16 protein-coding genes and 1 pseudogene are annotated in these 20,591 nt (G+C 42.2%); 2 read left to right on the forward strand and 15 right to left on the reverse strand.

What is annotated here, in order from left to right; translation table 11 throughout:
- Positions 1-57: 57 nt before the first annotated feature.
- Entirely contained in the window at positions 58-882 is an 825-nt protein-coding gene (locus A923_RS0117645; protein ID WP_017223018.1) for a symmetrical bis(5'-nucleosyl)-tetraphosphatase, read from the forward strand.
- 206 nt (positions 883-1,088) lie between these two features.
- Positions 1,089-2,580, forward strand: a pseudogene (gene putP / locus A923_RS22560) (sodium/proline symporter PutP).
- A 156-nt stretch (positions 2,581-2,736) separates the two neighbouring features.
- On the opposite strand, the gene folA reads toward putP, so the two are convergent.
- From folA to ispC, 15 genes are all read right to left on the reverse strand, one after another.
- Entirely contained in the window at positions 2,737-3,225 is a 489-nt protein-coding gene (folA, locus tag A923_RS0117660) for a type 3 dihydrofolate reductase (RefSeq protein ID WP_017223022.1), read from the reverse strand.
- A 13-nt stretch (positions 3,226-3,238) separates the two neighbouring features.
- Positions 3,239-3,706, reverse strand: a complete 468-nt coding sequence (locus tag A923_RS0117665) for a threonine/serine exporter family protein (protein WP_017223023.1) — start codon at positions 3,704-3,706, stop codon at positions 3,239-3,241.
- Positions 3,703-4,530 (reverse strand): threonine/serine exporter family protein, encoded by an 828-nt coding sequence (locus A923_RS0117670; protein ID WP_017223024.1) that lies wholly within the window; start codon positions 4,528-4,530, stop codon positions 3,703-3,705. The genes A923_RS0117665 and A923_RS0117670 overlap by 4 nt, the downstream gene beginning before the upstream one ends.
- A gap of 93 nt (positions 4,531-4,623) precedes the next feature.
- Positions 4,624-6,060, reverse strand: coding sequence for a tRNA lysidine(34) synthetase TilS (gene tilS, locus A923_RS0117675; protein WP_033197660.1), 1,437 nt, complete (start codon positions 6,058-6,060; stop codon positions 4,624-4,626).
- 153 nt (positions 6,061-6,213) lie between these two features.
- Entirely contained in the window at positions 6,214-7,164 is a 951-nt protein-coding gene (gene accA / locus A923_RS0117680) for an acetyl-CoA carboxylase carboxyl transferase subunit alpha (RefSeq protein WP_017223026.1), read from the reverse strand.
- A gap of 65 nt (positions 7,165-7,229) precedes the next feature.
- The gene (gene dnaE, locus A923_RS0117685) at positions 7,230-10,709 is read right to left on the reverse strand and encodes a DNA polymerase III subunit alpha (RefSeq protein ID WP_017223027.1); all 3,480 of its coding nucleotides are present in this window, start codon (positions 10,707-10,709) and stop codon (positions 7,230-7,232) included.
- Between the two features lie 81 nt (positions 10,710-10,790).
- Complete coding sequence (gene rnhB, locus A923_RS0117690; RefSeq protein WP_017223028.1) at positions 10,791-11,390, reverse strand: ribonuclease HII; 600 nt, start codon at positions 11,388-11,390, stop codon at positions 10,791-10,793.
- Positions 11,391-11,405: 15 nt separating this feature from the next.
- The gene (gene lpxB / locus A923_RS0117695) at positions 11,406-12,578 is read right to left on the reverse strand and encodes a lipid-A-disaccharide synthase (RefSeq protein ID WP_017223029.1); all 1,173 of its coding nucleotides are present in this window, start codon (positions 12,576-12,578) and stop codon (positions 11,406-11,408) included.
- A 25-nt stretch (positions 12,579-12,603) separates the two neighbouring features.
- The gene (gene lpxA / locus A923_RS0117700) at positions 12,604-13,374 is read right to left on the reverse strand and encodes an acyl-ACP--UDP-N-acetylglucosamine O-acyltransferase (RefSeq protein WP_017223030.1); all 771 of its coding nucleotides are present in this window, start codon (positions 13,372-13,374) and stop codon (positions 12,604-12,606) included.
- A gap of 2 nt (positions 13,375-13,376) precedes the next feature.
- Positions 13,377-13,829 carry a 3-hydroxyacyl-ACP dehydratase FabZ gene (gene fabZ / locus A923_RS0117705; protein WP_017223031.1) on the reverse strand — a complete coding sequence of 151 codons (453 nt, stop codon included), beginning with the start codon at positions 13,827-13,829 and terminating at the stop codon, positions 13,377-13,379.
- 43 nt (positions 13,830-13,872) lie between these two features.
- Positions 13,873-14,883: a UDP-3-O-(3-hydroxymyristoyl)glucosamine N-acyltransferase gene (gene lpxD / locus A923_RS0117710; RefSeq protein ID WP_017223032.1), complete on the reverse strand. Its 1,011-nt coding sequence runs from the start codon at positions 14,881-14,883 to the stop codon at positions 13,873-13,875.
- Between the two features lie 88 nt (positions 14,884-14,971).
- Complete coding sequence (locus tag A923_RS0117715) at positions 14,972-15,469, reverse strand: OmpH/Skp family outer membrane protein (RefSeq protein ID WP_017223033.1); 498 nt, start codon at positions 15,467-15,469, stop codon at positions 14,972-14,974.
- Between the two features lie 78 nt (positions 15,470-15,547).
- Positions 15,548-17,998 (reverse strand): outer membrane protein assembly factor BamA, encoded by a 2,451-nt coding sequence (gene bamA, locus A923_RS0117720; RefSeq protein WP_017223034.1) that lies wholly within the window; start codon positions 17,996-17,998, stop codon positions 15,548-15,550.
- Positions 17,999-18,034: 36 nt separating this feature from the next.
- Positions 18,035-19,390 (reverse strand): sigma E protease regulator RseP, encoded by a 1,356-nt coding sequence (gene rseP, locus A923_RS0117725; protein ID WP_017223035.1) that lies wholly within the window; start codon positions 19,388-19,390, stop codon positions 18,035-18,037.
- Positions 19,387-20,583 (reverse strand): 1-deoxy-D-xylulose-5-phosphate reductoisomerase, encoded by a 1,197-nt coding sequence (gene ispC, locus A923_RS0117730; protein WP_017223036.1) that lies wholly within the window; start codon positions 20,581-20,583, stop codon positions 19,387-19,389. The genes rseP and ispC overlap by 4 nt, the downstream gene beginning before the upstream one ends.
- Between the last annotated feature and the right edge of the window lie 8 nt (positions 20,584-20,591).

The following is a 20,591-nucleotide window of genomic DNA, read 5'->3' on the forward strand; positions in this document are numbered from 1 at the left end:
AAATTAACGCGTTAACGCACATTCTCCATTACGCCCAGCTAGAAAGGTAACTTATATATGGCAACTTATTTTGTTGGTGATATTCAAGGTTGTTTCGACGATCTACAACATCTGCTACAACAAGCTAGTTTTGATCCAGACCAAGATCAACTTTGGTTAACCGGTGATCTTGTTGCCCGCGGCCCAAAATCATTAGAGACGCTACGCTTTGTGAAGCAACTAGGCTCAGGCGCGGTGACAGTTCTGGGTAATCATGACTTACATTTACTCGCAATTGACGCAGGATTAGCTAAGCTAAACCCTAAGGATAAGACCCAAGCAATATTTGCGGCTGAAGATAAAGATGAATTGTTATTATGGTTACGTCAGCAGCCATTGCTCGCTTACCATGAAGCCTTTAACATTATCATGGTGCATGCCGGTATTAGTCCTCAGTGGAGTCAGCAACAAGCAAAACTCTATGCAGAAGAGGTTAATATGCAATTACGTGGGGATGACTACCAAACCTTATTGGCGCATATGTACGGGACACATCCAGACTATTGGCAAGACGAATTACAAGGCTTTGACCGCTTACGTTTTATTATTAATGCCTTTACCCGAATGCGTTTTTGCGCACCCGATGGACAACTGGAATTTCATAACAAGCATTCGCCAGCAGAAAATGACAATGCACAGCATATCCCCTGGTACGAAGTCGCCGGCCCACACCTCGACGGTGCCCATGTTATTTTTGGCCACTGGGCGGCACTAGAAGGTAATTGTGGCCACGAAAATGCGACAACACTTGATACTGGCTGTGTATGGGGTAGTAGCCTGACCATGCTACGCTGGGAAGATAAAGCAGTTTTTTCGGTCCCCTGTCCTGTGCATGCAATATAATTAACTAAAATAAGTTTAAATAATAAGCGGGTTATCACAGTGTTGCACTTCTGTTAAGCAATAACATAGTTGTTCGTATATACTGCCCCCTAAATTTTAACCAGCCCACATCAATATTACCGAAAAAAGTATGTTGACGTAGTTTGGTTGAACTAATATATAAAAAAAATAATAAAAATAACAACTTACAACTAAGGCTTATATACATGATTGAAAATAATTTCATTATTACAGCTACATTCCTTGTTTATCTTGCTGTTATGCTTGGTATCGGCGTGTATGCTTATCGACAAACCAAGAGTTCAACGGACTACTTTTTAGGTGGCCGTAATTTAGGTCCTTGGCCTGCAGCATTATCTGCAGGTGCTTCTGATATGAGTGGTTGGTTACTGCTTGGCTTACCTGGTTACGCCTATGCGGCCGGTATGGAAGCGATCTGGTTAGCGGGTGGTTTATTAATTGGTACTTGGCTTAACTGGTTAATTTGTGCAAAGCGTTTACGTACCTACAGTATCGTAACCAAATCAATTACTTTACCTGAATTTCTATCACGTCGTTTTAAAGACAACTCAAAAGCAATTCAAATCTGTTCAGCATTCTTTATCTTGATGTTTTTCTTGTTCTATACAAGTTCAGGCTTAGTAGCTGGCGGTAAATTATTTGAAACAGTATTTGGTCTTGATTATCAACTTGCTGTAGTGATTGGTACGGTTTGTGTGGTTTCTTATACGCTATTCGGTGGTTTCCTTGCTGTATCTTGGACTGATTTAGTACAAGGTCTATTAATGTCAGCGGCATTATTAATCGTGCCACTCAGCGCGATGGACGGTAGCTTTAGCGATCTAGCAGCGTCAATGAAAGACATTAACCCTGAACTACTGACAATTTGGCAGAACAGTAAAGGTGAAGATCTGAGTGCAATTGCTATTATCTCATTAGCAGCTTGGGGCTTAGGCTATTTCGGTCAACCACATATTCTTGCCCGTTTCAAAGCCACACGTAGTAATAAAGATCTGGTTACAGCTCGCTACATTGCGGTTACTTGGACTGTATTGTCTATGTTTGGTGCCATGCTAGTCGGCCTCGTCGGTCTGGTTTATACCAATACTAACAACATCACTATCGCCGATACTGAAACTATCTTCATGTTATTAGTGAACAGCATCTTCCATCCTGTTATTGCCGGTATTTTACTTGCTGCGATCTTAGCGGCAATCATGAGTACAGCGGATTCACAACTACTTGTATCATCATCTGCGCTAGCTGAAGATTTCTACAAGCAGCTAATTCGTCCACAAGCGACGAGCGAAGAACTTGTTACAGTCGGCCGTTTCGGCGTAGTCGGTTTATCTATCATTGCACTGCTGCTTGCACTTAATCCTGATAGCTCAGTACTTGGTTTAGTATCTTATGCATGGGCAGGTTTCGGGGCAGCATTTGGTCCAGCATTAATTATCTCACTATACTGGCGTGGTATGACACGTAATGGTGCCCTTGCAGGTATTATTATTGGTGCGGTAACAGTGGTCGTTTGGAAACAACTCAGTGGCCGGTATCTTTGATCTGTATGAGATCGTACCGGGGATCCTGTTCGCTTCTATCGCAATTGTGAGCATCTCACTGCTTGGTAAAAAAGACGACTACAGTATTCAGGAACAATATGACGAATACGAGTCTGCTTTAGATACAATGGCGTAATAGCCAGCAGCAATGACTAAGTTAATATAAAGATTAACTTAGTCATTCACTATAAAAAAAGCCGCGCTATCACTAGCGCGGCTTTTTATTTTCTAGAGTCATCCGGCTCATCGGCTAATATATCCAAGTTACTTCAAGATGCTTAGCTATAAATAACTACTTCACTCGCTCAAGTAAACTAAAACGGTAATCATGCGGGTTTTTATCATCTGCCGCATAGTGTTCATGCTCAATTTCTTGCCAATTATATTGCTCATAATCAGGGAACCAAGTATCCCCTGCAGTCGTCAACTCAATATGCGTGAGGTACAAGCGATCAGCCGCCGCTAAGCATTGCTTGTAAATCGTCGCACCACCAATGATCATTAATTCTTCAACATCACCTGCAGCGATAACCGCTTCTGCTAACGTAGCAACAACTGTCACGCCTGCAGGTTGATAATCGGTTTGGCGACTTAATACGATATTTAAACGACCCGGTAATGGACGACCAATGGATTCAAAGGTATTACGCCCCATAACGATAGGCTTACCTAACGTCGCGCGTTTAAACAATTGTAATTCAGCAGGTAAATGCCACGGCATCTTATTATCTAAACCAATCACGCGGTTATTTGCCAGCGCGGCAATCATGGAAACAATCACAACAGATCCTTAATCAAACAATAGGCTTATTACGGTACACCAGCACAGGCGCAATCGCCAGACCAAAGCTTAAGCCAATCAAAATAAAAATAGTCAGTAAACCATTTTCAACAACTTGTTGCTGTAATTCCACACTATAACCTTGGTGGTGTAACGTCATTAGCCCTGTCATTGTTTTATACGCATACACCCCAGGGATCATTGGTATAATAGCAGCGACTGTAACGACAGGCCTTGGGATCACAACTTTACGAGACCAAGGTACCGTTGCCAACCCCAGTAATGTGGCTGCAATAAATGATGCCCATTCAATCGGTACGTTTACATGTAATAATATTGTTCGTACCGCATGCGCGCTGGCGGCGAATAACACACAAGCCAGCAATGCTTGTCTGGGCACGTTGAATAACAAGGCAAAGCCAAATGCAGCAATACCAGCAAATACGGCATCATCCACCAAAATCAGTAATAGTTCCCTCATAACCAACCTCCCTGTTGCGCTAACTGCACCGCTAAAACAACGCCTAATGCTGAAGCAAGTGTTAATAAAGTAGCCGTCATCCATCTTGCCATGCCGATAGTCACGTGACCTTTGACCATATCGGATACGGCATTGATTAAGGGAAAACCAGGGACAAGTTGTAACACGCTAGTGACCATAATCAATTCAGGTTCATTACCCCAACCAAGTGCGCTGGCAAAGCTACCAATAAATGTCGCTGTAAATGCGGTAATAAAAAACACAGTGAGTAAATTATGATGTAACTGGGTTAACCACTGGCGAATCCGCATGGCAATAAAACTCGTAAACCAAGTGCAAATAAATATAATGCTGTCGCCACCAAACAAATGGCTAAAACAAGCACAAGATAACGCCACAAAACATGCCACGACAACTGCATTATGTTTAGGTACATCTAAGTTATCTAAACGCTGCTTTATCTGCTGGACATCATAAATCTTCTTTTCAGCCAGAATACAAATACGCTGTACTTCACAGACGATCCCCATATCAATGCCATGGGCTTTCATTGTCCGCGTTGTTGTGATGCAGTTGTCGCCAAATCGAGTAGTCAAAATGATCGCTTTAGAGGTAAGTGCAATCTCAACACTGTCTAAGCCAAACGCGATACCAAGACGTTCAGTCGTTTGTTCTATGAGCCGGCTTTCTGCGTTATAGGCTTGCAACAATTGCCCCGCACGTGCAATTACACGGGTTATAGCCGCTTGTTGCGCATGACTAATGCCAGATATTAGAGGCGTTTCATTTAAATCATCTGATTGGTTACTGCTTTGCTTAATCATCGTCTTATCCTATTCAACATATATTCATCACATCCTTGCTACATGACAATATCGGCAAACTATCACTTATTGAATACTAAAATACACCGTTATTCATCTCGGTGCACTCATAACCGTAAAGATCACTGTTCTGTCAGTCGTCAGCGGTGTTTCATAACCCTTGCAAACCCAAAGTCCAACCACACACACAAGCGCGTCATCATAATAAATCAATGGAATACGATCACGTAACCAAGGTGCAACTTGATATTCCTGATATAATTTTTTCATACTGCGAGAGCCATTACGCCCCACGGGATGGCATTTACCTTCACCACGAAAACGGATCGTTACCCTCTCTCCTGCTAATGGTGCTTTGACACGACAGGAACGGGTATGTTGTAACATGTTGTTTACCGTATTTGGGAGCGAGTCTTGTAAACTCTCTCGCAAATGTTCTGGTAAATGCTCTCGTAAATATAAAAAACCGATATTATCTGGTAATGCAATACGTTGAGTTTGTGTATCTGCGATCGCGATGACGACATTTTTTAACTCAGCATATTTCAGTTGATGATAAAGTACACCTTGATAACGACGAAATTGCCCTGCTTGCCAGCTTAGTTGAGGGTTAGCATCATCCGCCGCATTGACGACCTCTAGCCATAACTTATCTAGATGGTGGCGACTCGGCATCGGTAATTGTTGACTCGCAAGCCAAAAACGAATGACATTATTCCTGCGAATTTTAGATAATGTTTCTAACGCCGTAATTTTTAATCCGCTAAATGCGTGTTCACAAGTCACTAAATCTATTTGCGCAATCTCATCTGCTAATGCCTGTTGCTCGGCGCACAGCTCTGCGCTGCGATGTACCGCACTGGCAATACCCGGCCAACGCTGTTTTAAATTGGGGATCACGTGATGACGTAAGAAATTACGATCATAACTCGCGTCGTTATTACTCTCATCTTCAACCCAGCTTAATGCTTTTTGTGCTGCGTAATCGATTAGTACTTGTTGTGGCTGATTGAGTAAGGGCCGGACTATTTGGCAGTTAGCTTGTAATGCAAAAGGCATCTGTGCAGCCATAGCGGATAAACCTTTCACACCAGCGCCGCGTTTAAGCTGTAACAAGAAGGTTTCTAACTGATCATCGAGATGCTGACCAAGTAGCAGTAATGATTTACCATTTAAATGTTTTGCTATTGCCTGATAACGAGCGGTGCGGGCTTGGGCTTCTAAACTTTCTCGACTGCCAACATTAAGCACTACCTTTTCTGCCACAAAGTGGATATCTAAAGCTTGCGCGGTTAACTGACAATGGTCTAACCAAGCGTCGGCATTATCACTTAAGCCATGATGGACATGAACGGCAAGGTAGTCGTGCTGGGGATATAATTCTCTATAGCGACTGAGTAAATGCAATAACACGTGGGAATCAAGTCCCCCGCTATAGGCGAGTACTATTTGTATCTTAGCGGTTGTTAACGATTGTAACGCATGCTGAAATGTTGAGAAGAGATCGATGTTAGTAGCCACAGTTATCATCACAGTAAAAAGAGAATAGACGACAACAGTATATACCGAAAAATTGTAGATATAAAAAAACCGCTAATAAAGCTATCAGCGGTTTAATTAATATAATACTAGATTGCTATAACAATGCGATGTTATCGCAATCTAGTACAGCGTTACAGCAACTTACATGCCAAATGACATTAAGCGCTCATAGCGTTGTTCTAATAACGTTTCAGACTCAAGTGGCGCAAGCTCTGCAAGATCCGCTTTAATACGTTCTTTCAAGTTAGCAGCCATTAAAGGTACATCACGATGCGCACCACCTAGCGGTTCTGTAATAACCGTATTAATTAAATCTAGGCTCTTAAGTCGCTCGGCAGTAATACCCATCGCTTCGGCTGCCAAAGGCGCTTTATCTGCTGATTTCCATAAGATTGACGCACAACCTTCTGGTGAAATCACCGAGTAAGTGCTGTATTGCAGCATGTTAACACGATCACCAACACCAATCGCTAACGCACCACCAGAACCACCTTCACCAATCACAGTACAAATAACCGGGACTGTTAGCTCAGCCATTTCTTTCAAGTTACGGGCAATCGCTTCACTTTGGCCACGTTCTTCAGCGCCAACACCTGGGTATGCACCCGGCGTATCGATGAAGGTAATGATAGGCATGTTGAATTTCTCAGCCATTTTCATTAAACGTAATGCTTTACGGTAACCTTCTGGACGCGGCATACCAAAGTTACGTATTAATTTCTCTTTGGTATCACGGCCTTTTTGCTGACCAATAATCATCACTGGCATACCGTCTAAACGCGCAGTACCACCAACAATGGCTTTATCATCGGCATAAGCACGATCACCAGCAAGTTCATCAAAATCAGTGAATACATGTTCAATATAATCAAGTGTATAAGGACGCTGTGGATGACGGGCCATCTTAGCCACATCCCAAGGTTTCATATCACTGAATATTTTTTTAGTTAATTCTGCATTCTTTTTTTCTAAACGTGATATTTCATCTTGTAGATCAACATCATCAGAGTTTTCAGATACAAGTTTTAATTCGTCGATTTGAGCCTGTAATTCTGCAATAGGCTGTTCAAAATCTAAAAAATTTAAGGCCATGAGGCGCGGCTTCCTTATCTAATATTATTGCTAATAGCTAATGACGACAGTTTTTGACGTCAGTACTAATCAAATTCAAGATCAACATTTCCCGACCCTAACATCAGCTCTAATCCATAGAGGAGCTCGTCGGTGGGTGATACTCGCCATTCGACACCTAAGGTCAATTTAGCCTTGGCATCGGCGCGTTGATAAACTATGTTTATGGGACAAGTACCTGCACGATAAGGTTCAAGTGTTTCCATAAACTTACCCATAAACGCATCATTTATTTTGTCTGCATTTAACTGCAATGTGAGGCCTCGCGCATAACGTTCACGCGCAGCTTCGATATCCATCACTTCTCTAGCGGTCATCTTATACCCGCCGTTGAAATCGTCAAAGCTGACCTCTCCGGTAATCACTAAAATGCGATCTTTAGCGATATATTCCTCATAACGTTCAAACGCTTCTGAGAAGAACATCACACTTAAGCGGCCACTCTTATCATCAATTTCTAAGATCCCCATACGGGTACCTTTTTTGGTCACTTTCACTTGTGCAGAAATAACCAAACCAACCGCCGTCACAACTTTACCACGTTCGGTCGGTTTAACATCTTTCAAACGATTGCTCGAATAACGCTTAACTTCTTTAATATACTGATTAATTGGATGACCAGTAAGATAAAGACCCAGCGTTTCGCGTTCCCCTTCCAGCCAAATTTTATCAGGCCATTCCGGTACATCGGCAAACTTACTTTCTATTTCTTCAGGTTCGGTGGTTAAAATACCAAACAGATCGCTTTGACCATATGATTCAGCCATTGCATGCTGCGCTGCCGCTTTCATTGCTTCCGGTAAGGTAGCATGTAACGCAGCGCGATGAGGACCTAATTTATCTAATGCTCCAGCGTAAATTAGTTTTTCCATTATACGTTTATTGATCTTTTTCAAATCAACACGATTACAAAAATCAAATAAGTCAGTGAACTCGCCACCACTTTCACGCGCAGCAATAATGGCGTCAATCGGGCCTTCACCCACGCCTTTAATAGCCCCAATACCATAAATAATGGTTTGGTCTTCATCGACGTTAAACTTAAATAAACCTTTGTTCACGTCAGGCGGTAAAATCGTCAGCCCCATGCGTTCAACTTCATCGACCAGCGTCACGACTTTCTCGGTATTATCCATATCCGCAGACATTACAGCCGCGATGAAATAAGACGGGTAATGGGTCTTCATCCACAACGTTTGATACGATACTAGCGCATAAGCAGCCGAATGCGATTTATTGAAACCGTAACCAGCGAACTTTTCTACCAGATCGAAGATCTTCATCGACAGATCACCGTCGACACCGTTATTTATCGCACCTTCTTTGAAAGTACCACGCTGTTTTTCCATCTCTTCTAGTTTTTTCTTACCCATAGCACGACGCAACATGTCGGCGCCACCTAGGGTATAACCAGATAAGACTTGGGCAATCTGCATAACTTGTTCTTGATACAAGATAATGCCGTAAGTCGGATCGAGGATTTCTTTCAACGATTCATGTTGATACTGAGCATCAGGGTAAGATACTTCTTCACGACCATGCTTACGGTCAATAAAGTTATCTACCATGCCTGATTGCAGTGGACCAGGACGGAACAAGGCCACTAGGGCAATCATGTCTTCAAAACTATCCGGTTTTAAACGGCGGATCAGATCTTTCATACCACGAGATTCAAGCTGGAATACCGCGGTAGTTTCTGAACGCTGCAACAAGTCAAAACATCTTTGATCGGTAATATCAATTGACTCAATGCGAATTTCTTTTTTACCTTTCTTAACGAGATGTGGGTTCGCCATATCCAGCGCCCACTGAATAATGGTTAAGGTTCGTAGACCCAAGAAATCGAATTTAACCAGCCCGGCTTCTTCCACGTCATTTTTATCAAACTGGGTGACCGGGTTACTACCGACATCATCACAATATAGTGGTGAAAAATCGGTGATCAAGGTAGGTGAAATTACCACACCGCCGGCATGTTTACCGGCGTTACGTATAACACCTTCGAGAATACGTGCCATATCAACCAACGCACGTACTTCTTCATCGCCTTGGTACAACTCATCCAAGCGTGGTTCAATTTCCCATGCTTTGGTTAAGTTCATCCCCGGATCGGCCGGAATAAGCTTAGAAATTCGATCAACAAAACCAAACGGATGACCAAGCACACGTCCGACATCGCGAATTACCGCTTTTGCTGCCATGGTACCAAAAGTAATGATCTGACTTACCGCATCACGACCATACAATTCAGCAACATGATCGATTACTTCATCACGACGGTCCATGCAGAAATCGACATCGAAATCGGGCATAGAGACACGTTCTGGATTCAAGAAACGCTCGAACAATAATTCATATTCAATCGGATCAAGATCAGTAATTTTAAGCGCGTAAGCTACTAATGAACCAGCGCCGGACCCGCGACCAGGACCAACTGGAATATTGTTGTCCTTACTCCACTGGATGAACTCCATTACGATCAAGAAGTAACCAGGGAATCCCATGTTGTTAATTACTTTCAGTTCGATATCTAGACGTTCTTCATAAGCCGGACGCTGACGTTCACGCTCAGCTGGATCGGGAAAGAGAAAATCTAATCGCTCTACTAACCCATCTTCAGATACCTTAACTAAAAAATCTTCGGTAGAAAGATCACCCGTTGGGAAGTTAGGTAAGAAATATTCACCTAAACGAACGGTCGCATTACAACGCTTGGCAATTTCAACCGAGTTAGCTAACGCTTCCGGGATATCGGCAAATAGCGCACACATCTCTTCTTCGCTGCGTAAGTACTGTTGCTTGCTGTACAGCCTAGGACGACGTTTATCTTCTAACGTATAACCATCATGGATCGATACTCGGACCTCATGGGCATCAAATTCATCTTCATTCAAGAATACGACGTCATTAGTGGCAACGACAGGCAATTGATGCTGATTAGCAAACTCAACGGCCATGTGTAAGTAAGTTTCTTCGTCCTGACGTCCAGTACGGATAAGTTCAAGATAATAGCTATCAGGAAAATGGCTTTGGTAAAATTGTAAACACTGTTGTGCAACTTCATTATTACCTTTTAATAAGGCTTTACCAATGTCACCGTTACGACCACCTGATAATAAAATAACGCCTTGAGCATGCTCTGCTAACCAAGCTTTATCAATAATGGCACGGCCATCAACATGACCACGGCTATACGCTTTAGAGATCAATACCGTTATATTGTTATAACCTTTATTATCTTTGGCTAACGCGGTGAGCTTAAATTGCTCTTCAGGGTATTCTTCACTTTGCACCCAAAAATCAGCACCAATGATGGGTTTAACCCCAGCGCCTTGCATCGCACCATAAAACTTAACCAATGCACACATATTAGTCTGATCGGTTAATGCTACCGCCGGCATATTGAGTTCTTGTAAACGGGGCGCTAGACGTTTAATACGTACGAGGCTGTCCACCATCGAAAACTCAGAGTGTAAATGCAGGTGAATAAAACGAGGTTCTGCCATAAATAAAACTTTCTGCTAATTGAGAGTAGATAAAATAAAACGGGAAACAATAACGTTAAAGTGGCACGCGGCCACCTCAGCTTATTTTAATAGACCCAAGGCCCGTTGCACAGGTTTAAAACTTTTACGATATTCTTCTGTCGGCCCAAGTTCAGCTAACTTTTCCATATGCGCCTTGGTTGGATAACCTTTGTGTTGAGCAAAACCATACTCAGGAAAACGTTTATCGAGTTCTTCCATCTCAGCATCGCGCACTACTTTTGCTAAGATCGACGCAGCACTTATCTCGGCTACGCGTAAATCACCTTTAACAATCGCTTCGGCGGACATAGGTAATGCCGGGCAACGATTACCATCAATAAACACATGCTCAGGTTGTATTGGCAGTCCAGCAACAGCGCGCTGCATAGCCAGCATAGTCGCTTGTAAGATATTCAGCTCATCAATCTCTTCTGGGCTACAACGACCAATGCTCCAGGCTAATGCTTTCTCTTTAATTTCCGGGAACAACAGCTGGCGTTTTTTCTCACTCAATTTTTTTGAGTCCGTTAATCCAATAATGGGGTTGTTTGGATCTAATATCACTGCGGCGGTAACAACATCGCCCACTAATGGACCACGTCCTACTTCGTCAACACCAGCAACAAGTTTCCCTTCTGGGTAAATTATTTCATCATACATTTTTAGTTACCTGCTCTATTTTTGCGATATTGCTGGGATATTATTGTCATTAATTAATTCAAGTACTGCATCTGCAGCTTGTTTGTCGGCATTACAACGAATTTGCTTATGCAGCTCAGTAAAATGTTCGAGCAACTCCGCGTTGTCTGTCGTTAACAGCTTAGCCATTTCTTCAGCCAAAATATCTGGTTGGCAATCATCTTGTAACCGCTCTGCGACAATTTCTTTTTTCGCTAATAAGTTAGGTAATGATACAAATGGCGCTTTCATCAAGCGTAGCATGATCTTATAGGTTAACGGTTTAACGCGATAACCTACCACCATAGCACGTTTCATCAACATGGTTTCCAGTGCAGCGGTACCAGACGCTAACAATACAGCATCAGCAACCGCCATCGCTTCACGCGCATGGCCATCTAAGATGATCACATCAAGCTCAGGGGCAACGTCTTGCTTAATGGCGAGAAACTGTGCTTTACGTTCTTCATTGACCATAGGCACAACAAACTGTAAATCATTAAAACGTTGTTTTAATAAAATAGCTGTTTCTAAAAAACTGGCCGACAGTAGTCCAACTTCACCAGCCCGACTCCCTGGAAGAATAGCAACATAACGCTGCTTAAGGTCCAGTTTTAATTCGCGAATAGCAGCTTGCTTATCGGCGCCCGCTAAGGGGATCGAATCAGCCATGGTATGGCCAATAAAGCGACAAGGCACATCATATTCATCATAGAAGGCTTTTTCAAACGGTAGAAAGGCTAAGACCATATCTACAGCTTTTTTAATTTTGAAAACACGCTTTTGACGCCATGCCCAAACTGAAGGGCTAACATAGTGTACGGTTTTTATACCGCTCGCTTTGAGCTTTAATTCAATGGGAATATTAAAATCTGGCGCATCAACACCAATGAAGATATCAGGCGGGTTTTGTTTAAAATGGGCTAAGACTTCTCGTTTAACTTTAAACAGTCTTGGTAATCGACCCAGTACTTCCACTAGACCAAATACAGATAGCTCTTCCATTTCGAACAACGTATTAAAACCAAGCGCTTGCATGCGAGGTCCAGCAATACCTTCGAAAATGGCATCAGGGTGACGGGATTTAATTTCTTTGATCAGGGCGGCAGCTAAAATATCGCCGGAGACTTCCCCGGCGATAATACCAATACGTAATGGTTTCGTTGTCATTGTAAGCTATCTATAAAGAATACGATTAACGAATAATACCACGTTCATTGGTTTTTAAAAATTCTGTAAACAAAGCAACACTTGGTTGTTCATTTGCACTTTCTTCTAATGCAGCTAATGCTTCCGCTACGGTATTACCTTGGCGGAACACGATACGGTAAGCACGCTTAACGGCCTTAATAGCCTCAGCATCAAACCCACGGCGTCTAAGGCCTTCAGAGTTGATACCAAAGGGCTTAGCATGGTGACCCGATGCCATCACATAAGGCGGAATATCTTTAATAATAACCGAACCACCGGCAACGAAGGCATGAGAACCCACTTTACCAAATTGGTGGATTGCCGCATGACCACCAAAGATCACGTGATCACCAATATGTACATGGCCCGCTAAAGTGGCGTTATTAGCAAAAATACAGTTGTCACCGATGATAACATCGTGTGCAACGTGGGCATTTACCATGAATAAGCTATTGCTACCAATTTTGGTTAAACCTTGGTCTTGAACTGTACCACGGTGGATAGTCACGCCTTCACGGAAAACGTTATTATCACCAATCTCAAGACGCGTGTTTTCACCTGCGTATTTTAGATCTTGGCATTCTTCACCAATTGAGCCAAATTGGAAAAAGCGATTACCTTTACCAATTTTACACGGGCCATTGATAACAACATGAGAAGCAATGACACAGTCATCGCCAATCTCAACATTCTCACCAACGATAGTCCAAGGACCAATTTTTACATTATTACCAATTGTTGCGCTTTCATGCACAATAGCAGTTTCATGGATCACGATTAAGCCTCTCGTCTTGCGCACATGATTTCAGCATCACAAACTACTTTACCATCAACTTTTGCAATCGCAGTAAAAAAGCCAATACCACGGCGTTCTTTAATTAATTCAATGTGTAGATGCATTACATCGCCAGGCACTACAGGTTTACGAAAACGCGCCTTATCAATACCGGCAAAATAATACAGTTCATTATCACCAGGGCCGCCATCTGTCTTATACCCTAACAAACCAGATGCTTGCGCTAACGCTTCTAAAATCAATACACCAGGGAAAATAGGATTAGTTGGAAAATGACCCGTAAATTGCGGCTCATTAACCGATACATTTTTAATTGCATGGATCGATTTTCCCGGTACATAATCCAATACACGATCAACCAGTAAAAACGGGTAGCGGTGTGGTAAAAGACTCATGATTTCTTGTATTTCAATGGTATTTTTTTGTTCGCTCAAAATTTTAATTCCTGTCGCAACGAAAGCGTTATGGCGCTTAGGTTTAGCTTAATTTTTCTAGTTTAGATAAGCGTTTATGCATATCATCAATTTTCATTACACGGGCCGTTTGACGACGCCATTCACGATTAGTTTGTGCCGGAATACCAGATGAATACAAACCCGCTTTATCAATTGGGCGCATTACCATCGACATACCTGTGATATTAACGTTATCGGTTATTTCCATATGACCATTGATAACACTACCACCACCAATCATGCATTGTTTACCTAGTTTTAAGCTTCCTGCTAACAGAGTACCGCCAGAGATAGCGGTGTTTTCACCAATTTCTACATTATGGCCAACTTGACACTGATTATCTAAAATCACGCCGTCGCTAATAATTGTATTATCTAACGCACCACGATCAATCGTTGTGCATGCGCCGATCTCAACACGGTCGCCAATAATCACACGACCAAGTTGTGGGATCTTGATCCATTTTCCGCCATCATTTGCATAACCAAAGCCATCAGCGCCGATGACAGCACCACTTTGGATCAGGCAATCGCTACCAATGGCAATATTGTGGTAAATAGTAACATTTGCCCACAATTTAGTGCTCTGACCAATGTTGGTATCTTTGCCAACAAAACAACCTGCACCGATAATCACATTATCCGCTAACGTCACACCTGTTTCGATAACAGCATTTGCACCGATTGCCACATTGTCACCTAATACCACATCATCTGCAATCACAGCACTTGGTGCAATATCAGTCGCCGGTGCGGGTGTAGTATCAAGTAACTGTGCGACTAATGCAAAACCAACATATGGATTTTTCATCACTAATGCATTGGTTTTACACGCGGCAAGATCATCCGATTTAACAATGACAGCAGAGGCTGCAACAGTAGCGAGTTGATCGCTATATTTGCTATCACTTAAAAAAGTAATACTACCCGGCTGTGCATTTTGCATCGAATTAATCGCACTAATCTCGATCCTGCCATCGCCGTGTAGCTCAGCTTGAATTGCCGTTGCTATTTGTTGTAACGTCATTGCCATGTTAAACCTTTCTACCTATAAAAAATTTATACTATTTTACTACATATTTTATGCTGTAAAATAGTATTATTTGATGTTGTAAATATCGTTACTTGCTTAATTCTTGAATTATTTTGTCAGAAATATCTAATTTAGGATCAACAAATAGTGCGGCTTGCTTAGTCATCACAAGGTCATAACCATCACGCTTAGATACAGTCTCGATTGCATTTTGTAATAATACCAGTAGTTTGTTATTTTCTTCTTGGCCACGACGCTGTTGATCTTCTTTAAATGCTTTGCCTTTTAATTTTAGCTGCGCATCTAATTCTTCTAACTTACGGACCAGTTTAGTTTGCTCTTGTGGTGTCATTAACGCGGCATCACGCTGACGTTTTTCGTTTAATGCTACCAACTCTGTTTGTAATTTATTGAGTTCAATCGCGCGCGTTTGGAATTCTTCATTCAAGCGTTTACCTATCGCTTCACGCTGTGGTAATTGCTGTAATATTTTACCTGCGTCAACAACCGCATAACCCGCTGCACTTGCTGTAAACGATGCGCTAAGCGCCAATGCTAATACGGTTGTTTTAATAATTTTTTTCATGTTAATCCCTAATTAGATTTAAACTTACGACGTACGTTCTGATACTGAAACGTACGTATTTATTCAATATGCTTTGGCTTAGAAAGTGCTACCAATATTAAAGGTGAATACTTCTGTTTTGTCGCCTTCATATTCTTTCAATGGCGTTGCTAGCGAGAATACTAACGGGCCCATTGGTGATAACCACTGTAAACTAACACCTAAAGAGGCACGTATGCGCGCAGGATCAGAATAGTCACCAAAATATTCACAATTTTTTGAACAACTTCCACTTGGATAATCACTGGAATTAAACTCGGTATCCCATACCGAACCGGCATCAACAAAGACCGTAGTGCGCACGAGATTAGCGTATTCTTCGCTTAAAAATGGCGTAGGAAAAATCAGTTCAACACTACCCGTTGCTAGCGCATTACCACCAACGGATGAATCTGTTCCTACATACACCGTATTACCACCATCATTACCTGAGCCAGGAGTCGTCTGTATACCTTTAGGGCTAATGGTATTGCTATTAAAGCCACGAACTGAGTAGAAACCACCTGCATAATAGTTTTCATAAAACGGTAAAATGTGATCATCGCCACCATCAGTCTTACCATAACCATTACCGTAAGCAACACGACCACGCATCAATACTGACCAGCGGTGGTTGCTTGAGATCGGCACATAATACTTATTATCTAAACTCATTTTAAAATACTGCACATCTGAACCTGGTACAGTCATAGTAAAGTTGGCTTTTTGTTCCGAACCAGATGTGGCAAATACCCCGCGGTTTAAAGTACGGCGACGCCAAGATGCAGAGACATCAAAACCTTGGAACACCACGAAGCTACCATCAGCATCAAAGTCTTTATCATAAATTTCCCAAAATTTTTCTGTTTGGGCGTAAGTGGTGGTTTGTGAGATCTTATTCCACTCATAACCTAAGCTAAAGCTTAAGGTATTATTTTCATTAACAGGGAAACCTAACGTACCCGAGACACCATATGTACGGTTATTATAATCAACAATATCGGCTTCTGACGCTTCAAAATCAGTGAAGTAAACCTTACCACCAAAGCTCACGCCATCAACCGTAAAGTACGGGTCGGTATAATTTAAGCTGGCATTTTTCGAGTAGTCATTAGTACTAACACTGATACCGGCCTTGTTACCGGTACCGAAGAAGTTATCCTGTTGAATACCGGCATTTAAACTTAAGCCGGATTCTGAACCATAACCAATACCCGCATTAAATGAACCAGCAGGTTGTTCTTTCACTTGTACATTAACATCGACCACATCCATCTCACCAGGTACACGTACCGTATTGGTATTCACGGTTTCAAAGAAACCAAGTTGGTTAAGACGGGTTTTAGAACGGTCAATTAAGCGGTTCGATAACCAAGTACCTTCCATCTGACGCATTTCACGGCGTAAGACTTCATCTTTAGTCACATCATTACCAGCAAAGTTAATCCGGCGCACATAAATGCGCGGACCCGGTTCAACAGCTATAGTTAAGTTAACCGTATGGTCTTCATCATTAATTTCTGGGTAGGTCGATACTTTAGGGTAAGCGTAGCCGAAACGACTTAAATAACGGCTGAGACTTTCTTCTGTTGCAGTAACACTTGCACCACTGTATAGCTCACCCGAATTAAGCGCTAATAAACCGCGTAATTCTTGTTCTTTATCTAGCAGGTCACCAGTTAACACAACATGACCGAGTTTATATTGTTCACCTTCATCGACTTTAAGGGTGATATAAATGCCTTGTTTGTCCGGTGTCATTGAAACTTGCGTTGATTCGGTTTTAAAGCGAATATAACCCTTATCAACATAATGACTACGCAGTTTCTCTAAATCACCGGCAAGCATTTGTTTTTGATACTGCTGATCAGCCATGAAGTTCCACCACGGCGTATGATCACTCAGCTCAAATATATTCTTTAATTCTGCAGTTGAGTAAACACTGTTACCTAAGATGTTTAGCTGTTTAATTTCCGCGGATTTACCTTCAACAAAACTAAATTTAATATCAATGCGATTACGTGGTAACGGGGTAATAATAGTATTTATTTTTGCACTGTAACGACCGGCGCCATAATAAAATTCTTGTAATCCCTGCTCTACCGAACGAATGATAGTACGGTCAATAGGCTCGCCAACACGAATACCGGATGAACTTAAGCTTTCTTGTAGTTGCTCTTCTGGGATCGCTTCATTACCAACAAATTCAATGCTACTAATAGTGGGTAATTCAGTTACTTTAAAGACCAGTGTCGAACCATCACGGTACAACTCAATATCATCAAAGTTCCCTGATTCGTAAAGTTTTTTCACCGCTAACGCGGTATCATTGCTGCTGACGCTATCACCTTCTCGCAAAGGGATATTCAATAATGCCGCGCCTAGCGTGACACGTTGTAAGCCTTCGACTTGAATATCGTCAACAATGAAGTTCTTTGCCGCTGCTGTGGCACTGGTAATTAAGCAAGCACTTGAAAGTAGTACGCCAACTATATATTTATTAATTATCATTCTGAGTAAATAATCCCTAAAACGCAATCCAATGACTTATAAACGAGCAAAGTCATTAAATAAGGCAAGTCCCGTTAATAGCATAATAATGACAGAACCAATTTTAAAACCAAACTCTTGAATCTTCTCAGATACAGGTCGGCCAGTAATCAGTTCAAATGTGTAATACACTAGATGACCACCATCCAGTACTGGCAGTGGCATTAAATTCATTAAGCCTAAATTAACACTAATCAAGGCAAGAAAACCTAAGAAATAAACCAAACCATAATCAGCACTGGCGCCAGCACTTTTGGCAATTGAAATAGGTCCACTTAAGTTATTGAGCGATAAATCGCCCGTCACTAAACGGCCTATCATCTTAAAAGTAAGCGCGGTTAACTGCCAAGTACGCTCAACCGATTTTTGTACTGAATCTAGAATACCATATTGAATATCAACAAGATAATCTTCAGGATAACTAGCAACCACAGGCGCAACGCCTAAATAACCTTTAAATGAGCCATCAGGACCAGTTTTTCCTTTTGGTGTCATCATTAATTCTAATTGTTGGCCATTACGCAGAATGCTTACCGCTAATGTTTGATCTGGGCTATTTTGTACTTTTTCTACCAGCATCATCCAACTATCAATTGGCTGCTGTGCAATGGCAATGATTTTGTCTCCCACGAGCAAGCCCGCTTTTTCGCCCGCACCGCCTTTAATAACGTCAGCCAATTCTTGACTCACTGCTGGTCGGTAAGGGGTTAAACCCATGCTTGATATTGGTGATTCGCGCTCAGGACTAAACTTCCACTCACGTAAATCAACTTGTCGAGATACCGTGTAGTTAGTGTCCTCAAGATATAATTGCATCGCCATAGAGGATTCACCCATGTGCTCAATTAACTTAAGACTAACGTCATTCCAATCTTGAACTGCTTGTCCATCAATCGCGGTAATAATCGCTTTATTCGTCACACCCGCCTGCGCCATAACAGAATGTGGGGCAACCTCACCGATCACAGGTTTTACACTCGGTACGCCGATCATAAACATCAGCCAAAAAGCCACAATCGCTAACGCGAAATTAGCTAAAGGCCCTGCGGCGACAATGGCAATTCTGGCTAATACCGGTTTACAGTTAAAGGATTGTGATTTTAATTCTTCTGGTACGTCATCAACGCGCTCATCAAGCATCTTAACAAAGCCGCCTAATGGGATCATAGCCACGGCATATTCAGTGCCATCTTTACCCGTGTGCATCCATAACGTTTTACCAAAACCAATCGAAAAACGTAATACTTTCACGCCACAGCGACGCGCCACCCAAAAGTGACCAAATTCATGTATAGCAACTAAAATGCCTAGAGCAATAATAAATGCACCTAGATTCCATAACGACGATATCATTTTGCGACTCTGTTTATTGTTTGTTGGGCGTCGATTCGCGCCATTGCATCAATATCAATCAATGCAGCAATATTATCTGGTTCAGAAACTGTCATGCTATCTAAGACCGACGCATTAACAGACGCAATATCCGTGAACGCAATTTTCCCTGTTAAAAAAGCATCTACAGCAACTTCATTCGCCGCGTTTAATGTGGTGGTTGCTGCTTGGCCTTGATAGCAGGCATCAATGGCTAATTTCAAACAAGGATAACGGGCATAATCAGGTTTCAAGAAAGTCAGTTCACCCATTTCGAAAAAATCTAATGGTTTAACACCTGAAGAAATACGTTTTGGATAGGCCATCGCGTGCGCAATTGGCGTACACATATCTGGTTCACCCATCTGCGCTAATACTGAACCGTCGGTATATTGCACCATAGAATGGATAACAGATTGGGGATGGATAACAACTTGGATCTGCGCTTCGTCAGCATTAAATAACCACTTAGCTTCAATATACTCTAAGCCTTTATTCATCATAGTCGCGGAATCAACTGATATTTTCTGACCCATTGACCAATTAGGATGAGCACAAGCCTGTGCTGGCGTGACGGCAGCTAAATCGGCGATATCACTGTAACGGAATGGACCACCAGAACCGGTTAATAAGATCTTGCTGATACCTTCTGCAACTAGGTCACAAAAACCCAAGTCAGCTTGCACAGCTGTCGGCATGGCTTGAAAAATAGCATTGTGTTCGCTATCAATCGGTAATAATTGGGCGCCACTGGCTTTTACTTCTTGCATAAATAAAGCGCCAGACATAACTAGCGCTTCTTTATTTGCCAACAGAATACGTTTACCCGCACGCACAGCTGCTAACGTTGGCATAAGCCCTGCGGCACCAACAATTGCAGCCATGACCATGTCACTCTCATCGAGAGCAGCAACTTGGCATAAGGCGTCTATCCCAGACAGTACTTCTGTAGAACAATTATGTGATTTTAGTTGTTGCGCTAACTTAGCTGCGGCAACGTCATTAAGCATCACGGCATAACAAGGTTTAAACTCTAAACATTGTGCAACCATCTCAGTAACATTGCTATTAGCGGTTAAAGCCTGTACCCGAAAGCGCTCAGGATTTTGACGAATAACTGCAAGAGTGCTTTTACCAATCGAGCCGGTTGCACCCAGTATCGTTAATCCAATCACAATAACGC

Source organism: Moritella dasanensis ArB 0140, from assembly GCF_000276805.1.
In the GTDB taxonomy this organism is placed as follows: Bacteria; Pseudomonadota; Gammaproteobacteria; order Enterobacterales; family Moritellaceae; genus Moritella; species Moritella dasanensis.